This is a genomic window from Bacillus alveayuensis, from assembly GCA_030812955.1.
Taxonomy (GTDB): Bacteria; Bacillota; Bacilli; order Bacillales; family Aeribacillaceae; genus Bacillus_CB; species Bacillus_CB alveayuensis.
Map to the genome: position 1 here is coordinate 311,574 of JAUSTR010000001.1, position 25,449 is coordinate 337,022.

At 37.6% G+C, this 25,449-nt stretch carries 23 protein-coding genes, 1 other RNA gene and 1 other annotated feature; of the genes, 22 read left to right on the forward strand and 2 right to left on the reverse strand.

The window, feature by feature from the left end:
- Positions 1-68: 68 nt before the first annotated feature.
- Positions 69-1,772 (reverse strand): SH3 domain-containing protein, encoded by a 1,704-nt coding sequence (locus tag J2S06_RS01510; protein WP_419151069.1) that lies wholly within the window; start codon positions 1,770-1,772, stop codon positions 69-71.
- Positions 1,773-1,907: 135 nt separating this feature from the next.
- Between J2S06_RS01510 and J2S06_RS01515 the strand changes: the two genes are divergently transcribed.
- From J2S06_RS01515 to J2S06_RS01535, 5 genes are all read left to right on the forward strand, one after another.
- Positions 1,908-2,072 (forward strand): hypothetical protein, encoded by a 165-nt coding sequence (locus J2S06_RS01515; protein ID WP_160299183.1) that lies wholly within the window; start codon positions 1,908-1,910, stop codon positions 2,070-2,072.
- Positions 2,073-2,132: 60 nt separating this feature from the next.
- Positions 2,133-2,359: a binding site (T-box leader), on the forward strand.
- 80 nt (positions 2,360-2,439) lie between these two features.
- Positions 2,440-3,708, forward strand: coding sequence for a histidine--tRNA ligase (gene hisS, locus J2S06_RS01520; RefSeq protein WP_044896214.1), 1,269 nt, complete (start codon positions 2,440-2,442; stop codon positions 3,706-3,708).
- A 13-nt stretch (positions 3,709-3,721) separates the two neighbouring features.
- Complete coding sequence (aspS, locus tag J2S06_RS01525) at positions 3,722-5,503, forward strand: aspartate--tRNA ligase (protein WP_044896215.1); 1,782 nt, start codon at positions 3,722-3,724, stop codon at positions 5,501-5,503.
- A gap of 59 nt (positions 5,504-5,562) precedes the next feature.
- Positions 5,563-5,750: non-coding RNA, 6S RNA (gene ssrS / locus J2S06_RS01530), on the forward strand.
- A gap of 224 nt (positions 5,751-5,974) precedes the next feature.
- Positions 5,975-6,742, forward strand: a complete 768-nt coding sequence (locus tag J2S06_RS01535) for a tRNA threonylcarbamoyladenosine dehydratase (RefSeq protein ID WP_044896216.1) — start codon at positions 5,975-5,977, stop codon at positions 6,740-6,742.
- Positions 6,743-6,849: 107 nt separating this feature from the next.
- Here J2S06_RS01535 and J2S06_RS01540 read toward each other — a convergent pair whose 3' ends face one another.
- The gene (locus J2S06_RS01540; RefSeq protein WP_044896217.1) at positions 6,850-8,112 is read right to left on the reverse strand and encodes a replication-associated recombination protein A; all 1,263 of its coding nucleotides are present in this window, start codon (positions 8,110-8,112) and stop codon (positions 6,850-6,852) included.
- 150 nt (positions 8,113-8,262) lie between these two features.
- Between J2S06_RS01540 and cymR the strand changes: the two genes are divergently transcribed.
- The 17 genes from cymR to udk all read left to right on the forward strand — a co-directional run bounded on the left by cymR (position 8,263) and on the right by udk (position 25,420).
- Positions 8,263-8,682, forward strand: a complete 420-nt coding sequence (gene cymR, locus J2S06_RS01545; RefSeq protein ID WP_044896218.1) for a cysteine metabolism transcriptional regulator CymR — start codon at positions 8,263-8,265, stop codon at positions 8,680-8,682.
- A 46-nt stretch (positions 8,683-8,728) separates the two neighbouring features.
- Complete coding sequence (locus J2S06_RS01550) at positions 8,729-9,871, forward strand: cysteine desulfurase family protein (protein ID WP_419151070.1); 1,143 nt, start codon at positions 8,729-8,731, stop codon at positions 9,869-9,871.
- Positions 9,872-9,887: 16 nt separating this feature from the next.
- Positions 9,888-11,000: a tRNA 2-thiouridine(34) synthase MnmA gene (gene mnmA / locus J2S06_RS01555; protein WP_419151071.1), complete on the forward strand. Its 1,113-nt coding sequence runs from the start codon at positions 9,888-9,890 to the stop codon at positions 10,998-11,000.
- A 57-nt stretch (positions 11,001-11,057) separates the two neighbouring features.
- Positions 11,058-11,723, forward strand: a complete 666-nt coding sequence (locus J2S06_RS01560) for a tetratricopeptide repeat protein (protein WP_419151072.1) — start codon at positions 11,058-11,060, stop codon at positions 11,721-11,723.
- Positions 11,724-11,746: 23 nt separating this feature from the next.
- The gene (gene recD2, locus J2S06_RS01565; protein ID WP_419151073.1) at positions 11,747-14,122 is read left to right on the forward strand and encodes an SF1B family DNA helicase RecD2; all 2,376 of its coding nucleotides are present in this window, start codon (positions 11,747-11,749) and stop codon (positions 14,120-14,122) included.
- Between the two features lie 27 nt (positions 14,123-14,149).
- On the forward strand, positions 14,150-14,614 hold the full coding sequence (locus J2S06_RS01570) for a PRC-barrel domain-containing protein (RefSeq protein ID WP_419151074.1): 465 nt from the start codon (positions 14,150-14,152) through the stop codon (positions 14,612-14,614).
- A 21-nt stretch (positions 14,615-14,635) separates the two neighbouring features.
- A complete protein-coding gene (locus tag J2S06_RS01575; protein ID WP_044896224.1) occupies positions 14,636-14,827 on the forward strand; it encodes a hypothetical protein in 192 nt (63 codons plus the stop codon).
- Between the two features lie 202 nt (positions 14,828-15,029).
- Positions 15,030-16,091 carry an AI-2E family transporter gene (locus J2S06_RS01580; protein ID WP_419151075.1) on the forward strand — a complete coding sequence of 354 codons (1,062 nt, stop codon included), beginning with the start codon at positions 15,030-15,032 and terminating at the stop codon, positions 16,089-16,091.
- 527 nt (positions 16,092-16,618) lie between these two features.
- Positions 16,619-19,252, forward strand: a complete 2,634-nt coding sequence (gene alaS, locus J2S06_RS01585; RefSeq protein WP_419151076.1) for an alanine--tRNA ligase — start codon at positions 16,619-16,621, stop codon at positions 19,250-19,252.
- A gap of 81 nt (positions 19,253-19,333) precedes the next feature.
- Positions 19,334-19,600, forward strand: a complete 267-nt coding sequence (locus tag J2S06_RS01590) for an IreB family regulatory phosphoprotein (protein WP_152643037.1) — start codon at positions 19,334-19,336, stop codon at positions 19,598-19,600.
- 1 nt (position 19,601) lies between these two features.
- Positions 19,602-20,018 carry a Holliday junction resolvase RuvX gene (gene ruvX / locus J2S06_RS01595; protein WP_419151077.1) on the forward strand — a complete coding sequence of 139 codons (417 nt, stop codon included), beginning with the start codon at positions 19,602-19,604 and terminating at the stop codon, positions 20,016-20,018.
- Between the two features lie 22 nt (positions 20,019-20,040).
- Positions 20,041-20,328, forward strand: coding sequence for a DUF1292 domain-containing protein (locus J2S06_RS01600; protein ID WP_419151078.1), 288 nt, complete (start codon positions 20,041-20,043; stop codon positions 20,326-20,328).
- A 283-nt stretch (positions 20,329-20,611) separates the two neighbouring features.
- Complete coding sequence (gene mltG / locus J2S06_RS01605; protein ID WP_419151079.1) at positions 20,612-21,739, forward strand: endolytic transglycosylase MltG; 1,128 nt, start codon at positions 20,612-20,614, stop codon at positions 21,737-21,739.
- 163 nt (positions 21,740-21,902) lie between these two features.
- Positions 21,903-22,556, forward strand: coding sequence for an O-methyltransferase (locus tag J2S06_RS01610; RefSeq protein WP_044895995.1), 654 nt, complete (start codon positions 21,903-21,905; stop codon positions 22,554-22,556).
- Positions 22,553-23,482, forward strand: a complete 930-nt coding sequence (locus J2S06_RS01615; protein WP_419151080.1) for a peptidase U32 family protein — start codon at positions 22,553-22,555, stop codon at positions 23,480-23,482. Before J2S06_RS01610 ends, J2S06_RS01615 begins: the two co-directional genes overlap by 4 nt.
- 31 nt (positions 23,483-23,513) lie before the next feature.
- Entirely contained in the window at positions 23,514-24,785 is a 1,272-nt protein-coding gene (locus tag J2S06_RS01620; protein WP_419151081.1) for a peptidase U32 family protein, read from the forward strand.
- Positions 24,785-25,420, forward strand: a complete 636-nt coding sequence (udk, locus tag J2S06_RS01625) for a uridine kinase (RefSeq protein WP_419151082.1) — start codon at positions 24,785-24,787, stop codon at positions 25,418-25,420. The genes J2S06_RS01620 and udk overlap by 1 nt, the downstream gene beginning before the upstream one ends.
- Positions 25,421-25,449 lie beyond the last annotated feature (29 nt).

The following is a 25,449-nucleotide window of genomic DNA, read 5'->3' on the forward strand; positions in this document are numbered from 1 at the left end:
TTTTAAATTCGTTATATGAAAACTTTGTCTACAAACTAAGACCATTCGCTTGCGAATGGTCTTTTTCTTCATTGAAAGTATTGAACAAGTCCATTATAAATGGCTTGTGTTGCTTGCTCTTGATAAGCATTTGTTGTAACCGTCCATTCTTCGGTTGGATTGCTTAAAAAGCCGAGTTCAAGTAATGTGGCCGGTCGACTGTTTTCACGAAGGACATGAAAGTTACCATATTTGACACCACGGTCTCGCAGTTTCGTATTTTTTACTAATTGCTGATGAATCGTTGAAGCCAACTTTTTATCTTTTGATGAATGATAATAATAAGCGGTTAATCCTGAAGCTGATGTATAGATGGAACTGTCGTAATGAATGCTAATAAAAGCATCAGCTTTATGATAATTTGACATATAGACGCGCGAATTGAGACTAATATAGGTATCATCACTTCGTGTCAATGTTACTTTAGCACCTGTGGCATTTAGTTTTTGGTAAAGCAGCTTAGCTGTTTTTAAGGTAAGATGTTTTTCAAGCGTTCCTTTCGAACCGATTGTGCCGCTATCATAGCCGCCGTGACCTGGATCGAGAATGATTTTCTTATTTTGAAGAGGCTGATTTCTTTGGTTGTTAAAATCTTGTGTATTATCACCTGTCGTCACAATCCAACCTGCAACATAAGCTTCACGATGATGAGCAAGCTGAATTTTATACCATTGCCCAACTTTCTCCGTAACCGAGAATTGATCTCCCTTATTACCTCTTGCAATCACTTTATAAGATGTGGAAGGCCCGCTTCTCAGGTTTGTTCCATTATATAGAAGAGTAACTGTTTGAACTGTACTTTTGCTTTGTTCTTCTAAACTGACATACCAGCCAGCTATCCATCCCGTACGCTGATGATCCAGCTTGATTTCATACCAATTGTTCACTTCATTTAAGATGGACACCTTTGTTCCTTTTTTGACACTGCCAATAATTTTTCCATTTAAAGAGGACTGATCGCGTACATTTAAAGCACTTGCCGTAACGACTCCAGTTTTCACGCTTCCGGTTGTGGAATTAGATGAACTTGTCGCTGTTTTAACAAAATCTTTATGTACCCATGCTGTTTGATTTTTGTATTGAATTTGATACCAATCCCCTTGTTGATTCACAATCGATACTTGTTCATTTTTATATAGCTTACCGATAATGCTCGATTTTGTTGTAGGTTTTGTTCTGACATTTAAAGCATTTGCCAAAATTGTACCTGTTTTCGGATTAGTGGAATGATTCTTACTTGATTTTGAAAATGCTATGTATGAACCATATACCCAACCGGTTGTTCCTTTATATGAAATTTTGACCCAATTTCCTTGTTTTAGAAGAGCTTTCGCTTTTTCACCTTTATTAAATTTTCCAATAATTTGAAAACTCGTTCCGGGGCCCGAACGGATTCTAAGTCCTGTTGCAATGGAAGATACTTCTCCAAGAGACTCATCAGATGATGGGAGTGTTTTTTTGGATACGAGCCAGTCGGCAATCCAGCCGCTTGCGCCATTTTTTAATTTGATTTTGACCCAATCTCCTTGCGAGTCAATTATCTCATAGGTTTCTCCGTACTTTGCGGATGATTGAACAGGGTAACTTAAGCCTGGACCTGTTCGGATGTTGACAGAGCTTCCAAGAACGGTTGCTGTTTCTGTCTCAGCGTGGACATGAAAAGACGTCGGAAAAACTGAACCGGCGAGTATAGTGAGCATCAAAAGTGTTTTCCATAAAAGTTTTTTCGACACCGTAACACTCCTTTCTTTCCAGATGCTTTCATCACCCTCTCTTTAGTGATATCGTCAGTTTTTAATGAAATTTGAAATGTTTTTTTAAAAAAAGGAAAAAATAATATAAGAATTTTGAATAGAAAGGAGAGCGTCATGCGCTATAGCAGAAAACACGAGAAGACAGGTTTGAAGAGTTGTGAATTAGGTTTTTTAAAACATGATTGGGCATTGTATGAAGAAGAGGTTCCATATGAATTTGCAAGTGAATACGGATTAACTTCACAAGATTTAAAAAAAGGAAAACGTCGTTTTAAATAGAACTTGACATGACAAAATTCATATACTTATGATAATATAAAATTCTAGAAAATGAATTATAGACAACCGTTAAAGGAGAAAAGTAGTTAAGATGACACATGGACAGAGAGGAGAAGTCTAAGGCTGGAAGCTTTTCCACATGATGACTTAACGAAGAACACTCCTTAGGTTTCCCTCTGAACGCTTTTTGCCAGTAGGAGGTGAACGCTGCAGGCGTTATTTGTAGAAGTGGAAGCTATTTGCTTCAATTAGGGTGGTACCACGGGAGACAGGCTCTCGTCCCTACAATTAAGTAGGGACGGGAGTTTTTTGCTTCGTTTCATACATATACCGATCTAAATATTACACTTGATGGAGGAGAGAAGTTATGACGTTTCAAATTCCGAGAGGGACACAAGATATATTGCCTAATGTTGTGGGGAAATGGCAATATATTGAAAAAACTGCAAGAGAAATTTGTCGATTATATCAATATCAAGAAATTCGAACTCCAATTTTTGAACATACAGAATTATTTTTGCGAAGTGTCGGACAAACGACAGATGTTGTCCAAAAAGAAATGTATACATTTGAAGATCGAAAAGGAAGAAGCTTGACATTACGACCGGAAGGGACAGCAGCAGCGGTTCGTTCATTTGTCGAAAATAAAATGTATGCTCATCCGATTCAACCTGTGAAGCTTTATTACATAGGTCCAATGTTTCGCTATGAACGTCCACAATCTGGTCGTTTTCGCCAGTTTGTGCAGTTTGGTGTGGAAGCTCTTGGCTCAAGCGATCCTGCAATAGATGCTGAGGTCATTGCGCTAGCATGGGATTTTTATCGCTCTCTTGGACTAAAAAAATTAAAGCTTGTCATTAATAGTCTTGGAGATCAAGAAAGCAGAACCGCTCACCGTGAAGCTCTTATTCAGCATTTCGAGAATCGAATTGGTGAATTTTGCACAGATTGCCAAACACGTTTTCGTCAAAACCCACTTCGAATATTAGATTGTAAAAAAGATCGTGAACACGAATTAATGCAATCGGCTCCGTCCATTATCGATTATTTAAACGAGGAATCGAAAGCATACTTCCAAAAGGTGTTATCTTATTTAGACGATTTAGGGATTGAATATGAAGTGGATTCAAATCTAGTGCGCGGATTAGATTATTACAATCATACCGCCTTTGAAATTATGAGCAACGCTGAAGGATTTGGAGCTATCACTACTTTATGCGGCGGTGGCCGTTATAATGGTTTAGTTGAAGAAATGGGCGGGCCGAATACACCAGGAATAGGCTTTGCTTTAAGTATTGAACGGTTGTTGGCCGCCCTTGAATCAGAAGGGGTAGAGCTGCCTACGTCAAAAGGAATCGACTGCTATATCGTCACACTTGGCGAAAAAGCGAAAGACCGCTCTGTTGCAATTTTGAAGGATCTGCGAGATCATGGCGTGTCTGCCGAAAAAGACTATGAAAATAAAAAAATGAAAGCACAGCTTAAAGCTGCAGATCGTCTGCAAGCCAAATATGTCATCATTATTGGAGAGAATGAGCTAGAAAAAGGTGCAGCAAACGTCAAAAATATGGAGTCAGGTATTCAAGAAGAAGTACAGCTAAATCAATTATCAACATTTATAAAAGAACGTTTATAAAGGAGAGGAAAAAATGTTTGGCCGATCTTATTATTGTGGTGAAATTTCTGAAAAAATGGTTGGTGAAGAAGTTATATTAAAAGGTTGGGTTGGGAAGCGTCGTGATTTAGGCGGGCTTATTTTTATTGATTTAAGAGATCGTTCAGGTATCGTGCAAATTGTATTTAATCCAGATGTTTCAAAGGCTGCATTGGAAGTAGCGGAAAAAATCCGCAATGAGTTTGTTTTGGATGTAAAAGGGAAGGTTGTCGCACGGTCAGAGGAAACGATTAATCCTAATATTAAAACAGGGAAAGTTGAAGTCGTTGTCGAAGAAGTGACGATTTTAAACAGCTCAAAAACTCCGCCTTTTTCCATTAATGATTTGAAAGGAACAGATGTATCGGAAGATGTACGTTTAAAGTATCGTTATCTGGATTTACGTCGCCCAGTTATGTTTGAAACGTTAAAAATGCGTCATGAAGTGACAAAATCGATTCGAAACTTTTTAGACAAACATGGATTTATTGACGTGGAAACACCGATCTTAACAAAAAGTACACCAGAAGGTGCTCGGGACTATCTTGTTCCTTCACGTGTCCATGAAGGAGAATTTTATGCATTGCCACAATCACCGCAAATATTTAAGCAATTGCTAATGGTATCAGGATTTGATCGTTATTATCAAATTGCACGCTGTTTCCGTGATGAGGACTTACGTGCTGATAGACAGCCGGAATTTACACAAGTTGACATTGAAATGTCCTTTATGAGCCAAGAGGATATTATGTCCATGATGGAGAATATGATGGCACGACTTTTAAAGGAAGTAAAAGGTATCGATATTCCATTACCGTTCCCGCGCTTGACCTATGATGAAGCGATCGCTCGTTTTGGTTCTGATAAACCAGATACACGTTTTGAAATGGAACTTGTGGATGTTTCAGAAGTGGTCAAAGATTCTAGTTTCAAAGTGTTTAGTGGCACCGTTCAAAATGGGGGACAGGTAAAGGCGATTAATGTTAAAGGAAAAGCTGAACAATATTCCCGTAAAGATATTGATTCATTAACGGAATTTGTCAATATTTATGGTGCAAAAGGCCTCGCCTGGTTAAAAGTTGAAGAAGAAGAGCTAAAAGGTCCAATTGCGAAATTCTTTACGGAAGAGGAACAAAATGGGTTAAGAGATATATTAGAAGCAGAAGCTGGAGACCTATTATTATTTGTCGCTGACCAAAAGGATGTTGTAGCGGATTCTCTTGGTGCTCTTCGATTAAAGCTTGGAAAAGAACTTGGCTTAATCGACGAAAATAAATATAATTTTCTCTGGATTATCGATTGGCCTCTTGTTGAGTATGATGAGGAAGAAAAACGTTATTACGCCCTCCATCATCCATTTACAATGCCGGTTAGAGAGGATATTGCACATTTCGAAACAGATCCAACCAAAATGCGTGCCCAAGCGTATGATTTAGTTTTAAACGGATATGAACTTGGTGGAGGATCCATCCGTATTTTTGAAAAAGAAATTCAAGAAAAAATGTTGAAATTGCTCGGATTTACGGAAGAAGAAGCAAAAGCGCAATTTGGTTTCTTATTGGAAGCTTTTGAATACGGCACACCACCTCATGGAGGGATTGCATTCGGTTTAGATCGACTTGTTATGCTGCTAGCTGGTAGAAGCAATCTCCGCGATACGATTGCTTTTCCAAAAACAGCAAGTGCCAGCTGCTTATTAACAGATGCTCCAAGTGAAGTAAGTGAAGAACAGCTGCAAGAGCTTCACTTGTCAATTCATCATAAGGAAGAGGAATAATTTCCATCGCATGTTACTTGAAAACATGCTTTTCATATGGTATCCTTTTCTCAACGAAAAAAGTCCTGATGTGTACGTCGTACACCTTGTTTTGACCGAACAACTTTAAAAATGGGAGTCCGGAGTTTTCAAGTGTAGTAAATGCCTCACATTCGAATAGAGGACTTACAAAGCTTGAAGCAGGACACCCACCTGCTGAGAGCGGGATCAAAACGAAGGAAATGGCGACGGCACAATTGGGACTTCTTTTTATATGATGAAATGAATGGTTTAGACGAATCTACATGTTGGTTCGTTCTAAACCTTTTTTCATTTTCATAAGGAATCGAAAATCCTCCTTGAGATGTTCATACGTTTAAGTGAAAAATAACGATGTTTCTTTATAGAAATACTTGCTTTTTAGGATACTGATAAGCTATCCTTTATTAAGGAAATGCCCCTTGCGAGAAACAAACAAATGGAGTGATTTCTTTGTTGCATCAATTTTCGAGAAATGAACTTGCAATTGGTAAAGAAGGTTTAAATATATTAAAAGGTAGCTCTGTCGCCGTACTTGGCGTCGGGGGTGTTGGTTCTTTTGCTGTTGAAGCGCTTGCCCGTTCTGGCGTCGGTCGGCTCATTTTAGTTGATAAAGATGATGTGGATATTACGAATATTAATCGCCAAATTCACGCTCTATTATCAACCATTGGAAAGCCAAAAGTAGATTTAATGAAAGAGCGAATTGCTGATATCAACCCAGAATGTGAAGTCATTGCCTTAAAAATGTTTTATACAGAAGAAACATATGAAACATTTTTTAGCTACAAACCAGATTTTGTTATTGATGCTTCTGATACGATCAGCTACAAAATTCATTTAATGAAAGAATGCTTAAAACGAAAGATCCCGATTATTTCTAGTATGGGAGCGGCAAATAAAACCGATCCAACTCGCTTTAAAATTGCTGATATTTCACAAACACATACAGATCCAATTGCGAAAGTTATTCGGACAAAACTACGTAAAGAAGGGATTCGCAAAGGAATGAAAGTCGTTTTTTCTGATGAGAGCCCAATCGTGATTCGTGAAGAGGTTCGAAAAGAAGTTGGCAACGACGAAGCAACCATTCGGAAAGCAAAAATGCCGCCTTCCTCTAATGCGTTCGTTCCATCTGTTGCTGGTTTAATCATGGCTTCTTATGTTATTAATGAATTGTTAAAAGATGTCAAAATTCAACGGGTTTCTGATGAACGTTAAATTTAACCTGTCCATCAAGAATAAAAAGAGAGGCGTATATGATCTGTGTCAGACCTCACCGTATACGCCTCTCTTTACGTATTCATGTATGAATAAACGTCTCCCAATTAAGGTGATTTTTCTATTTTTTCATAAATGCTAGCTAAAGCTTGTTCGAATTTTCCTGTTTTTTTCGGTTCAAAATATTTTCGATTTTTTATTTTGTCTGGTAAATATTGTTGTTTTACCCACCCATTCTCATAGTCGTGAGGATATAAATAATCAATGCCGCGTCCGAGTTGTTTTGCCCCTTTATAATGGGCATCACGCAAATGAACTGGTATTTCTCCCGTATAACCATTTCGTAAATCAGAAAGAGCTTTATCAATGGCTTTATATGCTGAATTTGATTTCGGGGATAAGCATAATTCGATCACCGCATTGGCAAGAGGAATTCGCGCCTCTGGAAACCCAACTCTTTCAGCTGCTTCAATGGCGGCAAGCGTTCGCGCTCCAGCTTGTGGATTAGCTAAACCGATATCTTCGTAGGCGATGACAATGAGTCTTCGAGCAATCGAATGTAAATCACCAGCTTCGATTAAACGTGCTAAATAGTGAAGGGCAGCATTAACATCAGATCCCCGAATCGATTTTTGAAAAGCTGATAAAACGTCGTAATGGCTATCTCCGTCTTTATCGTGAACAAAGCTTTTCTTTTGAACACATTCTTCAACCGTTTCTAAGGTCAGAACAATTTGATTTTCTTCGTTCGGCTCCGTTGATAATACAGATAGCTCCAAAGCATTTAATGCACTACGAACATCTCCGCCGCAGCTGTTTGCGATGTGGTTTAATGCATCCTCTGATATTTGCACATGATAATCTTTAAGGCCACGCTTATCCGTTAAAGCCCGTTTCAAGGCGACTCCAATTTGAGTAGGTGTTAATGGTTTTAGCTCAAAAATTTGACATCGGCTTCGAATAGCTGGATTGATGGCATGATAAGGATTGCTTGTCGTTGCTCCAATGAGAATAATCATACCATTCTCTAAATGAGGTAAAAGAAAATCTTGTTTTGCTTTATCCAATCGATGAACTTCGTCTAAAATAAGAATAATATGCCCTGACATTTTCGCTTCTTCGACAACGATTTCCATATCTTTTTTATTGTGAAGGACGGCATTTAATGAGCGAAACGGCGTATTTGTACTTCCAGCAATAGCTGTTGCGATGGAGGTTTTGCCGATTCCAGGAGGCCCATACAATATCATTGAACTTAAATGCTTCGCTCTTACCATACGCTCGATTATTTTTCCTTTGCCAACTAGGTGTTCTTGTCCAATAATATCTTCAATTTTTGTAGGTCGCATTCGATATGCTAATGGTTTCATCCAACTCACCTATTTTCAAAAACTAATAAGATACTCTATTATAGTATAATATGCTATAATATCTAAAGTTTAAAGTAACACTGCTTGATTACGTTTTAATATAGATCATTGAATCTCAAAGAAGATGTTTAGTAATAGGAGTGTCGGAATGTGAAAATTTCTACGAAAGGTCGCTACGGATTAACGATCATGATTGAATTGGCAAAAAAATATGGTGAAGGGCCAATCTCTTTGAAAAGCATTGCACAAGCGCATAATTTGTCTGAACATTACTTAGAGCAGCTTATAGCTCCTTTGCGAAATGCAAGGCTTGTGAAAAGTATACGAGGTGCCTATGGAGGTTATATTTTAGCAAAAGATCCCCAAAATATTACAGCTGGTGATATTATTCGCGTTTTAGAAGGGCCTATTACACCAGTAGAAGGCATTGAAGATGAAGAGCCAGCGAAACGCCATTTATGGATTAAAATACGCGATGCGATTAAAGATGTATTAGACAATACAACATTGGAAGATTTAGCAAGTTTTACAGATGATAATGAGCAAGATGCTTACATGTTTTATATTTGATCTATATAATGGACAGAGGGCTATTGACGACTGTGAGGTGTTGACAATGGAGAGAATTTATTTAGATCATGCCGCGACCTCTCCACTCCATCCAAATGTGTTTGACAAAATCATTCCAATGATGAAAGAGATGTTCGGGAATCCGTCAAGCATTCATTCATTTGGCAGAGAAAGCCGTCGCTTTCTTGACGAAGCAAGGGAGAGAGTTGCTAAAGCCATTCATGCAAAGGAAAAAGAAATCATTTTTACAAGTGGTGGAACAGAAGCAGATAATATGGCCATCATTGGAGCTGCTTTAGCCAATAAACATAAAGGTCAACATATTATCACAACAGAAATTGAACATCATGCTGTCCTTCATGCTTGTCAATATTTAGAGAAAATTGGTTTTGATGTTACTTATTTACCTGTTGATGAGAAAGGATTTATATCTGTAAATGACGTGCAGCAGGCGTTAAGAGACGATACCATTCTTGTTACTATTATGTATGGAAATAATGAAGTTGGTTCGATTCAACCAATCGAAAAAATTGGCGAATTGTTAAAGAATCATCAAGCCTATTTTCATACAGATGCGGTACAAGCATTTGGGATTTTACCAATTGATGTAAATACTCTCCAAATTGATATGCTTTCTGCTTCCAGCCATAAAATTAATGGTCCAAAAGGAAGCGGCTTTTTATATGTACGTGAAGGGGTTCCGTTATCTCCTCTCTTTTTTGGTGGAGAACAAGAGCTAAAGCGTAGAGCAGGAACAGAAAACGTACATGGAATCGTCGGTTTTGCTGAAGCTGTAGAAATTGCAGAACGAGGACGAGAGGAAAAACAGAAGCAATTTTTGAAGTTTAAGCAGATTATGATCGATACGTTTAAACAAAACGATGTTTCATTTTCGATCAACGGTTCTATCGATCATAGTCTTCCACATATTTTAAATGTCTATTTCCCTGGCACAAATGTAGAATCACTTTTAGTGAATTTAGATCTTGCAGGAATTGCTGCTTCTAGCGGCTCAGCTTGTACAGCCGGTTCTGTTGAACCATCTCATGTTTTAGTCGCAATGTTTGGAAAAGATTCCAATAAAGTCGTTTCATCCGTTCGTTTTAGCTTTGGATACGGCAACAATATGGAAAATGTAAAAGAAGCTGCTGAAACAATTTCTTCAATTGTTAAAAGACTTACATCTTAGAAATGGAGGTGCCAAAATGAAAGACCCGAAAAATACGCGAGTAGTTGTGGGGATGTCTGGTGGAGTTGATTCTTCTGTCGCCGCTTACTTACTGAAACAACAAGGATATGAAGTGATCGGGATCTTTATGAAAAACTGGGATGATACGGATGAAAATGGTGTTTGTACAGCAACTGAAGATTATCAAGATGTCATTCGTGTCTGTAATCAAATCGGCATCCCTTATTATGCAGTAAATTTTGAAAAGGAATATTGGGACAACGTATTCACTTATTTTTTAGATGAATATAAAGCAGGCAGGACGCCGAATCCTGATGTAATGTGTAATAAAGAAATCAAATTTAAAGCCTTTTTAGACCATGCTTTAACTCTTGGGGCGGATTACGTGGCAACAGGCCATTATGCACAAGTCGAGTTTCGCGATGGAAAATATCGCATGTTGCGTGGAAAAGATTCAAACAAAGATCAAACGTACTTCTTAAATCAGCTAAATCAAAAGCAGCTGTCTAAAGTCATGTTCCCAATTGGTCATTTGGAGAAACAGCGCGTTCGTCAAATAGCGAAAGAAATTGGTTTAGCGACTGCAGCAAAAAAAGACAGCACTGGTATATGCTTTATCGGTGAACGGAATTTTAAAGAGTTTTTACGTCAATATTTACCGGCTCAACCGGGAGAGATGCAAACATTATCGGGTGAAGTAAAAGGAAAACATGACGGGCTAATGTATTACACAATTGGACAACGGCACGGTCTCGGAATCGGTGGAAGCGGTGAACCTTGGTTTGTTGTTGGGAAAAATTTAAAGGAAAACATTTTATATGTTGAACAAGGATTTGACAATGAATGGCTTTATTCTGACGCCATTATCGCAACAAACATCAACTGGGTTTCAGGAGACATTCCAAGTCATGAAGTTCAATGTACAGCGAAGTTTCGTTATCGTCAGCCTGACAACAAAGTGCGTGTCAGCATGATCGATGACCAAACAGCAAACATCACATTTGAACAACCGATTCGCGCTATTACCCCTGGACAGGCTGTCGTCTTTTACGATGGAGAAGAATGTCTCGGTGGCGGAACAATCGATGAAGTATTTAAAAACGGAGAAAAGCTTTGGTATGTCGGTTAAACCTCAACATAATCGTTGAGGTTTTTTCTTGAAACACGGAAGAAGAAGGTGATGAATATGACAAAAAATGAGCTCGGTATTCAAGCGATGCAGGAAGGAAAATTTGAAGAAGCGGCAAAATATTTTACTGAAGCAATTGATGAAAATCCAAGAGAGCCTGTTTTTTATGTGAATTTTGGTAATTTATTAGCAGCATTAAATGAAAATGAAAGAGCTATTCGATTTTACGAAAAGGCGATTGAACTGAATGAAACAACAGCGACAGCGTATTACGGATTAGGAACGGTTTATTATAATCAAAATAATGTTCAAAAAGCTAAAGATTATTTTGAAAAAGCGATGAAGCATGGATTGAAGCATGGCGATTTATTTTTTATGTTAGGAATGTGTTTAAATCACCTAGACCAACCACGTTTAGCTCTACCGTATTTCCAAAGAGCGGTCGAGTTAAATGAAGATGATATAGAGGCAATGTTTCAATATGGACTTAGTTTGGCGCAGTCCGGTTTAATGGAAGAGGCGAAAAAACAATTTCAACTTGTGATTCAATTAGACGAAAACCATTCAGATGCTTATTACAATTTAGGAGTTGCTTATGCATATGAAGAAAAAACAGAAAAAGCACATGAAATGTTTGAGAAAGCGTTAAATATACAACCAGATCACTTATTAGCAGGCCATGCTAAAAAGCTAATAGAAGAAGCCAAAAAACAACAGCCGTAATTTCAGTTAGAGGAGGGAAGGAAATGACCGAGGAGCAATTAAATATGTTTCAAGCTGAAAAGCCATACTTAAAAGGAATCATTCGCCATATTGTTTTTCAAAATGAAGAAAACTTTTTTACCGTCTTAAATGTCAAAGTGGAAGAAACAAATGAAGATTTCTCGGAAAAACAAATAACGGTTACCGGTTATTTCCCTCTTCTAAATGTCAACGAAACGTATATATTTTTTGGGCAAAAAAAGAACCACCCAAAATTTGGTCTGCAATTTCAAGCAGAAGCGTATCAGAAAGAACTCCCTACAACACAGGAAGGTGTTATTCAATATTTATCAAGTGATTTATTTAAAGGGATCGGTAAAAAAACAGCAGAGTCGATCGTCGAGGAGCTTGGTGAAAGAGCTATTTCGCTTATATTAGAAAATCCAAAAGTGTTAAATCGTGTGAAAAAATTAACGAAGGAGAAGGCGAAATCATTAGTCGAGGCATTGAAAGCTCATCAAGGTCTTGAACAAACGATGATTGCTTTAAATCAATTCGGTTTCGGTCCACAGCTCGGCATGAAAATCTATCAAACGTATAAAGATTTAACTTTAAATATTATTCAAAAAAATCCGTATCAACTAGTGGAAGATGTTGAAGGGATCGGTTTTATTCGTGCAGACGAGCTAGGTAGACAACTTGGTATTTCTGGAAATCATCCTGATCGAATAAAGGCTGCGTGTTTATATACAATTGAGCAAGATTGTTTACAAGATGGTCATGTTTATTTAACGAAAGATCAGCTTTTAACGAAAACGAGCCATTTGTTAATGCGAGCGGGAAGCGATTCTGTTGAAAAAGATGAGATTGAAAGAGAGCTTGTTTCTTTACAAGAGGAAGGAAAAATTATTGAAGAAGAGAATCGAATCTACATTCCAACCCTCTATTTTGCCGAAAAAGGTCTGGCGAAAAATATAAAAAGAATTTTAGAGCAGGATGATTTTGAGAATTATTTCCCTGAGTCGGATTTTTTGCTGGCATTAGGCCGTATCGAAGAAAAGATGAATGTACAATATGGATCTACGCAAAAAGATGCCATTCAAACTGCCATTCATTCACCGATGATGTTATTAACGGGTGGACCTGGTACGGGGAAGACAACGGTTATTAAAGGAATTGTAGAAATTTATGCTCATTTACATGGCATTTCCTTAAATCCGAACGATTATAAAAAAGATGAGCCGTTCCCCATCTTACTTGTTGCTCCGACAGGAAGAGCGGCGAAAAGAATGAATGAAGCAACAGGATTACCAGCGTTTACAATTCATCGGCTACTTGGCTGGAATGGAGGGGAAGGTTTTGATTATGATGAAGAAAACCCGATTAACGGCAAACTATTGATCGTTGATGAAGTGTCTATGGTGGATATTTGGCTAGCCAACCAGCTCTTTAAAGCATTACCAACATCGATACAAGTCATCTTAGTTGGTGATGAAGATCAGCTTCCATCTGTAGGTCCAGGTCAGGTGTTAAGTGATTTGTTAAAAGCTAATGTCATTCCAACAGTAAGGTTAACAGATATTTATCGTCAATCGGAAGGTTCATCAATTATTGAATTAGCCCATGACATACGCAAAGGAAAGCTTTCAAAAGATATTTTGACGCCAACTAGAGATCGTTCATTTATTTCCTGCAGCGGAGGACAAGTGAAAGAAGTCGTTCAAAAAGTTGTCGAAAATGCTAGGAAAAAAGGCTACTCACAAAAAGATATTCAAGTGTTGGCGCCAATGTATCGAGGAGCAGCTGGAATTGATCAATTAAATGAAATGCTTCAGCATACTTTAAATCCCCCTTCTGAACATAAACGGGAAATTCAATATGGGAATGTTACGTATCGAGTGGGGGACAAAGTGTTACAACTTGTTAATCAGCCAGAGAGCAATGTTTTTAATGGCGATATGGGGGAAATTGTCTCCATCTTCTTTGCTAGCGAAAATACGGAAAAAGAAGATTTGATCGTCATTTCTTTTGATGGGATTGAAGTAACGTATACGAAACAAGATTTTGGGCAATTTACCCATGCGTATTGCTGTTCGATTCATAAATCGCAAGGAAGCGAGTTTCCCATTGTCATTTTGCCGATTGTAAAGAGCTATTATCGGATGCTAAAACGAAATTTAATTTATACAGCCGTTACGAGAAGCAAACAATTTTTAATCATGTGCGGAGAAATAGAGGCCTTGAAAAGAGGAATTGAACTAAAAGAAGAATTGAAAAGACAGACAACTTTAGTAGAGCGCTTAACGATTAACACTGAATTAGAAGAACTGCAAAAACAGCTCCCATTTAGTGTAAACGACGCAAACATTGGGATGGAAAACATTACGCCTTATGATTTTATGGAAGAGGAAGCAGAATAATAATGTTCGGAAAGGTGGGAGACTTTTTTGCGAACATTTTCCGACATCAAAGGAATGCCCGTTTACCATCAAAATGGAAATATGATCGGGTTTGTTCAAGATCTTGTGTTGTCATCCGGATGTGTTAAAGGGCTTTTATTAGATAGCAAAGGATTTTTTCAGCGCCATAAAATCATATTGCTATCAGACATCTGTTCATTTGGACAAGATGGAATCATCGTGCAAAATGATTGTCACTTAGAGGAAGCAAAAGCACGATCAGGATACCGCTTACAAACAGGAAAAAAATCACTCGTTCATAAAGAAATTGTATCAGCTTCCGGAGAGAAGCTAGGTTTGCTAGAAGATGTATATTTTTCCGAAAAACAGGGCACAATAATGGCATATGAACTAACAGATGGCTTTTTTGCTGATATAACAGTTGGAACGAAAACAATCCCACTTGACAAGTGCCAAGCAAATATCGGCAAAGATGTCATTGTTCTCGAATAAAAGTAAAGAGGTGTCCTTGTTTTGTTAGCGTGTCCTAATTGTAAAAGTAAGGATCTCGGGAAGATTGGTGTCAATCAATATTATTGTTGGAATTGCTTTATTGAATTAACCGTGTCTAAAGGAACGATACTTACCCATCAAGTGGAAGAGGATGGTACATTAAGTTCCTTGGACGATTTATTTTCAGATGATGAACGAACCATTAGTATGTAGGTTTCAATACTCCATTTCCATGAAGCCTTGCGTTAAATGCAAGGCTTTTATTTATGGTCAAATTTTTTGGTTATATCACTACATCTATTTAAATGAAAATCAATGGGGAAAAAAGAAGAGCTTGTGCAAATGTAAGTTACGGCTTTCGTTATGCATGAATTTTTCAGATGATTAAAACAATATAGGTTAGGAGGGATGCAGGTTGAATGAACGACAGAAACAATGGCTTTATCGTTTGTTAATGGTTTTAATATTTTCTTTATGTTTATTTATGTTTCTGCAAATAAAAACGTTATGGCTGCCATTTTACGTCATGTTAAAAGCCATTTTGATTCCCTTTTTGATCGCTGTTTTTATTACCTATTTATTGCATCCTGTTGTGGAAAAGCTTCATGATTCTGGCCTGCCAAGATCGTTGTCCATTTTGATTATTTACCTCTTATTTTTTGGTGGAATCGGTTTGGCTTTTTATAAAGGAATACCCATTTTTTTAAAGCAGGCAAAGGACTTATCAGAAAATATTCCAATGGTAACGGCATCCTATCAAAGCTGGATTGATGGTATTCATGACCAAACGACAAAGCTCCCAGACGATGTTCATAAACGAATTGAAAAGCTTATCCATAATGCTGAGAAGGAAATTGGAAATTTGTTAGAGAGTTTATTGACTAGCTTTCGTGTTTTTTTTGATTACATCGTTATTTTCGCCGTGATTCCTTTTTTAGTTTTTTATATGCTAAAAGATATAGAAGAATTGAAAAAAGCGATATGGTATATCACACCAAAAAAATGGAGACAAGAGGGGAAGAAGTTTTTGCATGATGTTAATGAATCTCTCGGGAATTATATTCGAGGCCAGCTGTTTGTTTGTCTCCTCATTGCCCTTTTTGCCACATTTGCCTTATGGGTTTTTCATATAAAATATCCTTTAATTTTAGGTTTAATAATCGGTGTGACGAATGTAATCCCTTATTTTGGGCCGATTATCGGGGCAATTCCGGCCGTTTTAATTGCCGCGACGATATCGATACAAAAAGTGATCATTGTCATGATCATTGTTTTTATCTTGCAGTTTTTAGAAGGAAATATATTAAGTCCGCTTATTGTTGGAAAAAGCTTGCATATGCACCCGATTGTGATTATATTAGCACTTTTAGCAGGTGGTGAAATGGCTGGAGTACTCGGTCTTATATTAGCAGTGCCGATTGTTGTCATTTTAAAAGTAACGCTCTTACATATTGCCCACTTTTCGCGGGTGCATTGACATTTTTTTCTCCCTTGTCTATAATTTCCGATAGATAATCAATAAGAAAAACGATGACGGATCGAGTATGTTGCAGACCATCTATAAGAGAGGAATCTTCGAAGGCTGAAAAAGATTCTAGATGAAGGGCAACAGAAGGCTAATCCTGAAGTGCAGGCAAAACCTGCCGTTTCGCCACGTTACGGCATAATGAAGGTGATGGACATTGTTCCATAATCAGGGTGGTACCGCGAGTTGCTCTCGTCCCTGTGTAAATAGTTTATATTTACATGGGCGAGAGTTTTTATTTTTTGGCTCTTTTTTAAAAGATTGTTGCTTTACGATACGATAGCTTTTCGACTGTCAGGCAAGCGATACGCTTGCTACACGCTAAAGCGTGACGTGAACCGATCACGTGCTTTGTTCAGCTCATGGCCAGTCGAAAAGCAACAAAGTTTACGAAAACAGCCTATTATTTATACGTGTTGGTATCAAATGAAAACAAATTTTTAACATGTACATAATCAATCGAATCATAGGAGGTAAATATGAAAAAACTAACATCTGCTCAAGTTCGTCAAATGTTTTTAGATTTCTTTAAAGAAAAAGGACATGCTGTTGAGCCAAGCGCTTCGTTAATTCCCCATGATGATCCATCGTTATTGTGGATTAATAGTGGTGTGGCGACATTAAAAAAATACTTTGATGGTCGTGTCATTCCAGACAATCCACGGATCACTAATGCGCAAAAATCGATACGGACAAATGATATCGAAAATGTCGGAAAAACAGCTCGCCATCATACGTTCTTTGAAATGCTCGGAAATTTTTCAATTGGAGATTATTTTAAAGAAGAAGCAATTGAATGGGCTTGGGAATTTTTAACGAGTGACAAATGGCTCGGTTTTGATCCAGACCGTTTATCTGTTACGATCCATCCAGAAGATGCAGAGGCTTTTAAAATCTGGAAAGAAAAAATCGGTCTGCCGGAAGAGAGAATTATTCGGCTTGAGGGAAATTTCTGGGATATTGGTGAAGGCCCAAGTGGTCCAAATACAGAAATCTTTTACGATCGCGGTGAGGAATATGGAAATGACCCGAAAGATCCTGAGCTTTACCCAGGTGGAGAAAATGAACGTTATTTAGAGGTTTGGAATCTAGTATTTTCACAATTTAATCATAATCCTGATGGCACGTACACTCCATTACCAAAGAAAAACATTGACACAGGAATGGGGTTAGAACGGGTTGTATCGGTGATTCAAGATGTCCCAACAAACTTTGATACGGATTTATTTATGCCGATTATAGAAGCAACTGAAGCCATTTCTGGAGAAAAATATCGAGAAAATGAAGAAAAAGATATTTCTTTTAAAGTGATTGCGGATCATATTCGGACTGTAACTTTTGCTATAGCGGATGGAGCATTACCGTCTAATGAAGGCCGTGGCTATGTTTTACGCCGTTTATTGCGCCGTGCCGTACGTTATGCGAAAAAGATCAACATCGATCGACCATTTATGTATGAATTGGTTTCGGTAGTAGCAGAAATTATGGTGGATTATTATCCAGAAGTAAAAGAAAAAACTGAATTTATTCAAAAGGTAATCAAAAATGAGGAAGAGCGATTCCATGAAACATTAAATGAAGGTCTTACGATTTTAACATCTGTTATTGAGAAACAAAAGAATTTAGGAAGCAATGTCATTCCTGGTAAAGATGTATTCCGATTATATGACACATACGGTTTCCCTGTTGAGTTAACAGAAGAGTATGCAGAAGAAGAAAATATGGTTGTCGATCATGAAGGATTTGAAAAAGAAATGGAAATACAGCGCGAGCGGGCACGTAAAGCACGCCAAGATGTTGATTCCATGCAAGTTCAAGGCGGCGTGTTAGGAGATATTAAAGATGAAAGTGAATTTGTGGGTTATGATCAGTTATCGGTAAATAGTAAAATTATAGCCATTGTGAAAGATGGCCTGCTTATCGATGAAGCGAATGAAGGAGAAGAAGTACAAATTCTTTTGGACAAAACTCCATTTTATGCGGAAAGCGGCGGTCAAATCGCAGATAAAGGAACAATTGAAAATGAAAAAGTTCAAATTCAAGTAAAAGATGTCCAGAAAGCGCCGAAAGGACAACATTTGCATACCGTTTATATCCAACACGGGGTATTAAAAAATGGGATGGAAGTACAAGCTAAAGTCGAACCAACATCACGTCAAGCAATTGTGAAAAACCATACAGCGACTCACTTACTACATCAAGCATTAAAAGATGTGTTAGGGGATCATGTTAACCAAGCAGGTTCATTAGTTACTCCAACTCGTTTGCGCTTCGACTTCTCACACTTTGGTCAAGTAAAGCAAGAAGAGCTTGATGAAATCGAGCGTATTGTCAATGAAAAAATTTGGAGAAGTATTCCTGTGGAGATTGACTATAAACCGCTTGAAGAAGCAAAGGCAATGGGAGCAATGGCTCTTTTCGGAGAAAAATACGGAAAGATTGTTCGCGTCGTTCAAGTTGGCCATTATAGCCTGGAACTTTGTGGTGGTTGTCACGTTAATAATACGGCTGAAATCGGCTTATTTAAGATTGTATCTGAGTCAGGAATCGGTGCTGGAACACGTCGGATTGAAGCCGTAACGGGTGAGGAAGCATATCGTTTCTTAACGAATCAATTAGCCGTCTTAAAAGAAGCGGCTGCGAAATTGAAAACAAATCCGCGTGATCTTGTAGCACGTATTGAAAGTATGCAAGCCGAAATGCGAGAGCTTGAAAGAGAAAACGAGTCCTTAACAGCGAAGCTCGGCAATTTAGAAGCAGCAAATATTGTTGGCAAAGCACTTGATGTTAATGGTGTTACGGTATTAGCGACAAAAGTAAATGCAAAAGATATGAACAGCTTGCGTACAATGGTCGATGATCTGAAGCAAAAGCTCGGTTCCGCTATTGTCGTATTAGGTGCAGCGAACGAGGGCAAAGTGAATTTGGCGGCAGGGATTACAAAAGATTTAGTGGAAAAAGGATATCATGCAGGGAAATTAATTAAAGAAGTAGCGACACGCTGTGGAGGCGGAGGCGGCGGCCGCCCAGATATGGCTCAAGCAGGAGGAAAAAATCCGGATCAATTAGACGATGCCTTGAAATATGTCGAGGATTGGGTGAAATCCGTTTAATATTTTTATCCAATCGTGTAAAATGTAAGTAGGAATGAACAGGTAGAATCAGTAGATGAACCTGGGAAAGAGGTGCAAATGGTGAGTTCGTTTGATAAAACTATGAAGTTTAACTTCTCGGATGAATCGGAACAGACGAATGTAAAAGAAGTGCTAAATACGGTATATGATGCACTGAAAGAAAAAGGGTATAACCCAATCAATCAAATTGTCGGTTATTTGCTCTCAGGAGATCCCGCTTATATTCCTAGGCATCGCGATGCACGTAATTTAATCCGCAAATTAGAACGAGATGAATTGATCGAAGAGCTTGTAAAATCCTATTTAAAACATCATCGTGAGGCATAATATGAGGGTAATGGGATTAGATTTAGGAACGAAAACGCTAGGAGTAGCGGTTAGTGATGAACTTGGATGGACCGCACAAGGATTGGAAACAATAAAAATTGATGAGGAGAAAGGAGAGTTTGGCTTTAGCCGGCTCTCTGAACTTTTGTATGAGTATGATGTTCAAAAGATCGTCGTCGGTATGCCTAAAAATATGAACGGAACGATTGGTCCTAGAGGAGAGGCTTCTAAAAAGTTTGCTGAACGATTACGAGATCAATTTAACCTTCCGGTTGTGCTGTGGGATGAGCGACTTTCGACAATGACTGCAGAGAGATTACTAATAGAAGCAGATGTAAGTCGTAAAAAGCGCCGTAAAGTAATCGATAAAATGGCCGCAGTCGTTATTTTACAAAATTATTTAGATAGTCAAAAATGATGATTATTATGAGGTGACGAAAATGGAACATGGTGAAAAACAAATTACAGTGATTGACGAAAATGGCAATGAGCAGCTTTGTGAAGTGTTATTTACATTTGAATCAGAAGAATTTGGAAAGTCATATGTTTTATATTATCCTGTTGGCGTAAGCGAAGAGGAGGATGAAGAGATTGAAATTCATGCATCTAGCTTTATTCCGAACGAAGACGGTGAAGATGGTGAATTGCAACCCATTGAAACAGAAGAAGAATGGGATATGATTGAAGAGGTATTAAATACGTTTTTAGATGAAGAAGAAGAGGAATGATCATGAAATTTAACGATTACACCGCTAACATATGAAGCGGTGTTTTTTTTGCTGTTGCTTTACTATAACTTTTTCGACTGTAATAGGCAGCGATACGCTTGCTATGTCACGCTATAGCGTGAGTCGGAAAGCAACAAAGTTTACGAAAACAGCCTTTTTTTATGATTGAAAAATAGAACATTTTTTGATTACTTATCAAACGTTAAATAGAAAGAAAGTCATCGAATTTTGACGAAATATTCGTAAATTGTAGTATAATAATCAGGATGAGAGGAGGGTTTTGATGACTGAGGTCGATTCGAAAAAGGAGATGTTGATGAAAAAATTGCTAGAAAAACATCAGGAAGCCAAAATCATCCGCAAAATCGTCTTAACGGTATTTACGATATTTGCTGTTTTATTTACAGGAATAATCGGAGGCGGTTATTTATATATTAAATCTGCTTTAAAGCCAGTGAATCCTGACAATACGAAACCAATTAACGTTTCGATTCCCATTGGTTCATCTGTTTCGACGATTGCAAGGATCTTAGAAAAAAATGAAATCATTAAAGATGATAAAGTGTTTAAATATTATGTAAAGTTTAAAAATGAATCAGGTTTCCAAGCAGGAGACTATCAATTAAATCAAACGATGACGTTAGATGAAATTATTGAAAGTTTAAAATCGGGAAAGGTTATGCAAGAGGCTGTGTTTAAAGTGACAATACCAGAAGGAAATCAACTATCCCAAATAGCAGCCATTATTGCTAAACATTCTCCTTATACGAAGCAGGAAGTGATGAATCGCTTATCAGACAAAGAATTTATCAATAAAATGAAACAATTATATCCCGAAACAATAACGGATGAAGTGTTTCATAAAAATATCAAATATCCTTTAGAAGGATATTTATATCCTGCTACGTACTCATTTTATGAAGAAAAACCTTCATTAGATGATATTCTTGAACCAATGATTAAAAAGACGGATGAAGTGTTAAAAGAATATCAACAACAGCTTGAAGAGAACAACATGACTGCACATCAATTTTTGACAATGGCATCACTGATTGAAGAAGAAGCAACAGAAAAAGTTGATCGTGAAAAAATAGCCAGTGTTTTTTATAATCGCTTGGATAAAAATATGCCGTTGCAAACGGATCCAACCGTTTTATATGCACTAGGTGAACATAAGGATCGCGTCCTTTATGAGGATTTAGAGGTCGATTCACCTTATAATACGTATAAAGTAAAAGGATTACCTCCTGGACCGATTGCGAATGCAGGAAAAATGTCTATGGAGGCGGCTTTAAACCCGGCCAATACTGATTATTTTTATTTTTTAGCAAAGCCAAACGGAGAAGTTGTTTTCACGAAAACACTGGAGGAGCATAATAAGGCTAAACAAAAATATTTGACAAATCAATAAATATGCTTGGAGGGAATTGCTATTCGCATTCCCTTTCTTTTTATGGTAGAATATATCAAGTTATATATCGATCATGTAGAAAGAGTTCAACTGCTGAACTCTTCTTTTGATGTCTAGTTTTGGTTTAGCATTCATCGATTTATATTTAGGGAGGCAATGACATTTGCAAAACAGTGAGATAGAATCTTATCTTGAACAATTTTTGCCGCAAGCTGACAATCATGTGCGTCAAATCGAGGCTTATGCAAGTGAACATCATGTACCGATTATGGAAAAAACGGCTATTTCCGTTATGCTGCATTTTTTAAAAATTCATCAGCCTGAAAAAATTTTAGAAATTGGTACGGCAATTGGTTATTCTGCTATTCGAATGGCGAAGTCACTTCCTCATACAAAAATTGTAACGATTGAACGGGATCGAAAACGATACGATGAAGCTGTCCACAACATAACCTCCTGTCATCTTGACAATCGAATTACGACGCTATTTGGTGATGCTCTTGATTTAGAAAAACACATTCAACAACTAGGTCCATTTGATGTGTTGTTTATTGATGCTGCGAAAAGCCAGTATCAACGCTTTTTCGAGTTATATGAACCGATGCTTACAGAAAGGGCGGTTATTATTAGCGACAATGTGTTATTTAAAGGTTTAGTTGCACAGGAAGTTCCGCCTGCTACAAAGCGGCTTCAAAGTTTAGTCAAAAAAATTAAGCAGTACAATGAGTGGTTAATGAACCATCCACAATATGATACAACGATTATTCCAGTTGGTGATGGAGTGGCAATAAGTATTAAGAGAGGTGAAAAAGGATGAATAAACCAGAATTGCTCGTAACACCTATTAGTGTTGATGATATAAAGCCATTAGCGTTAGCTGGAGCTGATGCCTTTATAATTGGTGAACAGAGATACGGACTACGTTTAGCGGGTGAATTTACCCGAGAAGATGTAAAAAAAGCGATCGAAATTGCCCATAAACATGGAAAAAACGTGTATGTAGCAATGAATGCTATTTTTCATAATGAAAAAGTGGAAGAATTGTCTGATTATGTAAAGTTTTTAAAAGAAGTATGTGCAGATGCCATTGTATTTGGTGACCCTGCGGTTTTAATGACCGTTCGAGAGAATGCACCAAATATGAAGTTACATTGGAATACGGAAACAACAGCAACAAACTGGTATGCATGTAACTACTGGGGGCGTAAAGGCGCTAAACGTGCTGTGTTAGCTCGTGAACTTAGCATGGATGAGATTATTGAGATAAAGAAGCATGCCGAAGTTGAAATTGAAGTGCAAGTTCATGGAATGACTTGTATGTTCCAATCTAAACGTTCACTGATCGGGAACTATTTTGAATATCAAGGAAAAGTAATGGAAATCCAAAATAAAAAATATGGAAAAAATATGTTTTTACACGATCAAGAACGAAATAATAAATACCCAATTTTTGAAGATGAAAATGGTACACATATTATGAGTCCGAACGACATTTGTATCATTGATGAATTAAGCGAAATGATTGATGCCGGTATTGATAGCTTTAAAATAGATGGTGTTTTAAAATCTTCTGATTACATTTTAGAAGTAACTAAAAAGTATCGAAAAGCGATTGATTTATGTGTAACAGACCGGAACCAATATGAAGAATTGAAAGACGCCTGGGTTGAAGAGATTGAAGCGATTCAACCTCCTAACCGCCCACTCGATACAGGGTTCTTCTTTAAAGAAACGGTATATTGATCCCAATTTAAATGAAAAGGAGGAGAAGCGTATGACGGCAGTTAAAGAACCGATCTCAAAAGTCATAAACGGTAAACGAGTAATTGTTAAAAAGCCGGAACTGTTAGCACCTGCAGGAAATTTAGAAAAATTAAAAATTGCTGTTATGTACGGGGCTGATGCTGTATTTATTGGTGGACAAGAATATGGACTGCGCTCCAATGCGGATAATTTCTCCATAGAAGAAATTGCGGAAGGTGTACGATTTGCTAACCATTATGGTGCAAAAATTTACGTAACAACAAATATTTACGCACATAACGAAAATATTCCTGGCCTTGATGAATATTTAAAAGCGTTGGAGGATGCAGGAGTTGCGGGTGTGATTGTCGCTGATCCGCTTATTATTGAAACGTGTCGCAAAGTGGCACCGAAGCTTGAAGTCCATTTAAGTACACAGCAATCTTTATCAAACTGGAAGGCAGTTCAGTTTTGGAAAGAAGAAGGATTAGAGCGCGTTGTTTTGGCACGTGAAACGAGTGCAGAGGAAATAAAAGAAATTAAAGAAAAAGTAGATATTGAAATTGAAACATTTATTCATGGAGCCATGTGTATTGCCTATTCTGGGCGCTGTACACTAAGCAACCATATGACAGCCCGTGATTCAAACCGCGGCGGATGCTGTCAATCTTGTCGATGGGATTATGACCTTTATGAAATGATGCATAATGAAGAAATTCCACTTTATAGTGAAAATGATGCACCATTTGCCATGAGTCCAAAAGATTTAAATCTAATCGAATCAATTCCGAAAATGATTGAGCTAGGGATTGATAGCTTAAAAATAGAAGGACGAATGAAATCGATCCACTATGTGGCAACCGTTGTCAGTGTTTATCGCAAAGTGATTGATGCTTATTGCGCTGATCCGGACAACTTTGAAATGAAAAAAGAGTGGTTAGAAGAGCTTGATAAATGTGCCAACCGTGATACGGCACCAGCGTTCTTTGAAGGTGTTCCTAGTTATAAAGAGCAAATGTATGGAAACCACAGCAAAAAAACAACATACGATTTTGTAGGGCTTGTTCTTGATTATGATGAGGAAACCAAAATGGTGACCTTACAGCAACGTAATCACTTCAGATCTGGTGATGAAGTTGAATTTTTTGGTCCAAATATTGAAAACTTCCGAATGGTTATAGAGAAAATTTTTGATGAAGATGGCCAGGAACTGGATGCTGCACGTCATCCTTTACAAATTGTTCGTTTTAAGGTGGATCAGCCTGTTTATCCATACAGTATGATGCGAAAGGAGAACAGGTAATGGGGAAAAAACCAGTTGTCATTGGAGTGGCAGGAGGAACTGGTTCGGGTAAAACGAGCGTGACAAAAGCGATTTATGAGCATTTTCAAGGCCACTCTATTCTCATGCTTGAGCAGGATTATTATTATAAAGATCAAAGTCGTTTACCGTTTGAAGAACGATTAAAAACGAATTATGATCATCCATTAGCATTTGATAACGATTTATTAATTGATCATTTACACAAATTATTAAATTACGAACCGATTGAAAAACCGGTATATGATTATGCACTTCATACACGCTCAGATAAAGTCATTCATGTTGAACCGAAAGATGTAATCATTTTAGAAGGTATTCTCGTATTAGAAGATGAACGGCTACGAAATTTAATGGATATAAAACTATTTGTTGATACGGATGCAGACATTCGCATTATTCGCCGAATTTTAAGGGATATAAAAGAACGTGGCCGTACGATTGATTCAGTTATTGAGCAATATGTATCTGTTGTTCGCCCGATGCATAACCAATTTGTTGAACCAACCAAACGTTATGCAGATATCATCATTCCTGAGGGTGGACAAAACCATGTTGCCATTGACTTAATGGTCACAAAAATTCAAACAATTCTTGAACAAAATGCTATTTTGTAATAACATAGCATAGATATAGATTACTGCGT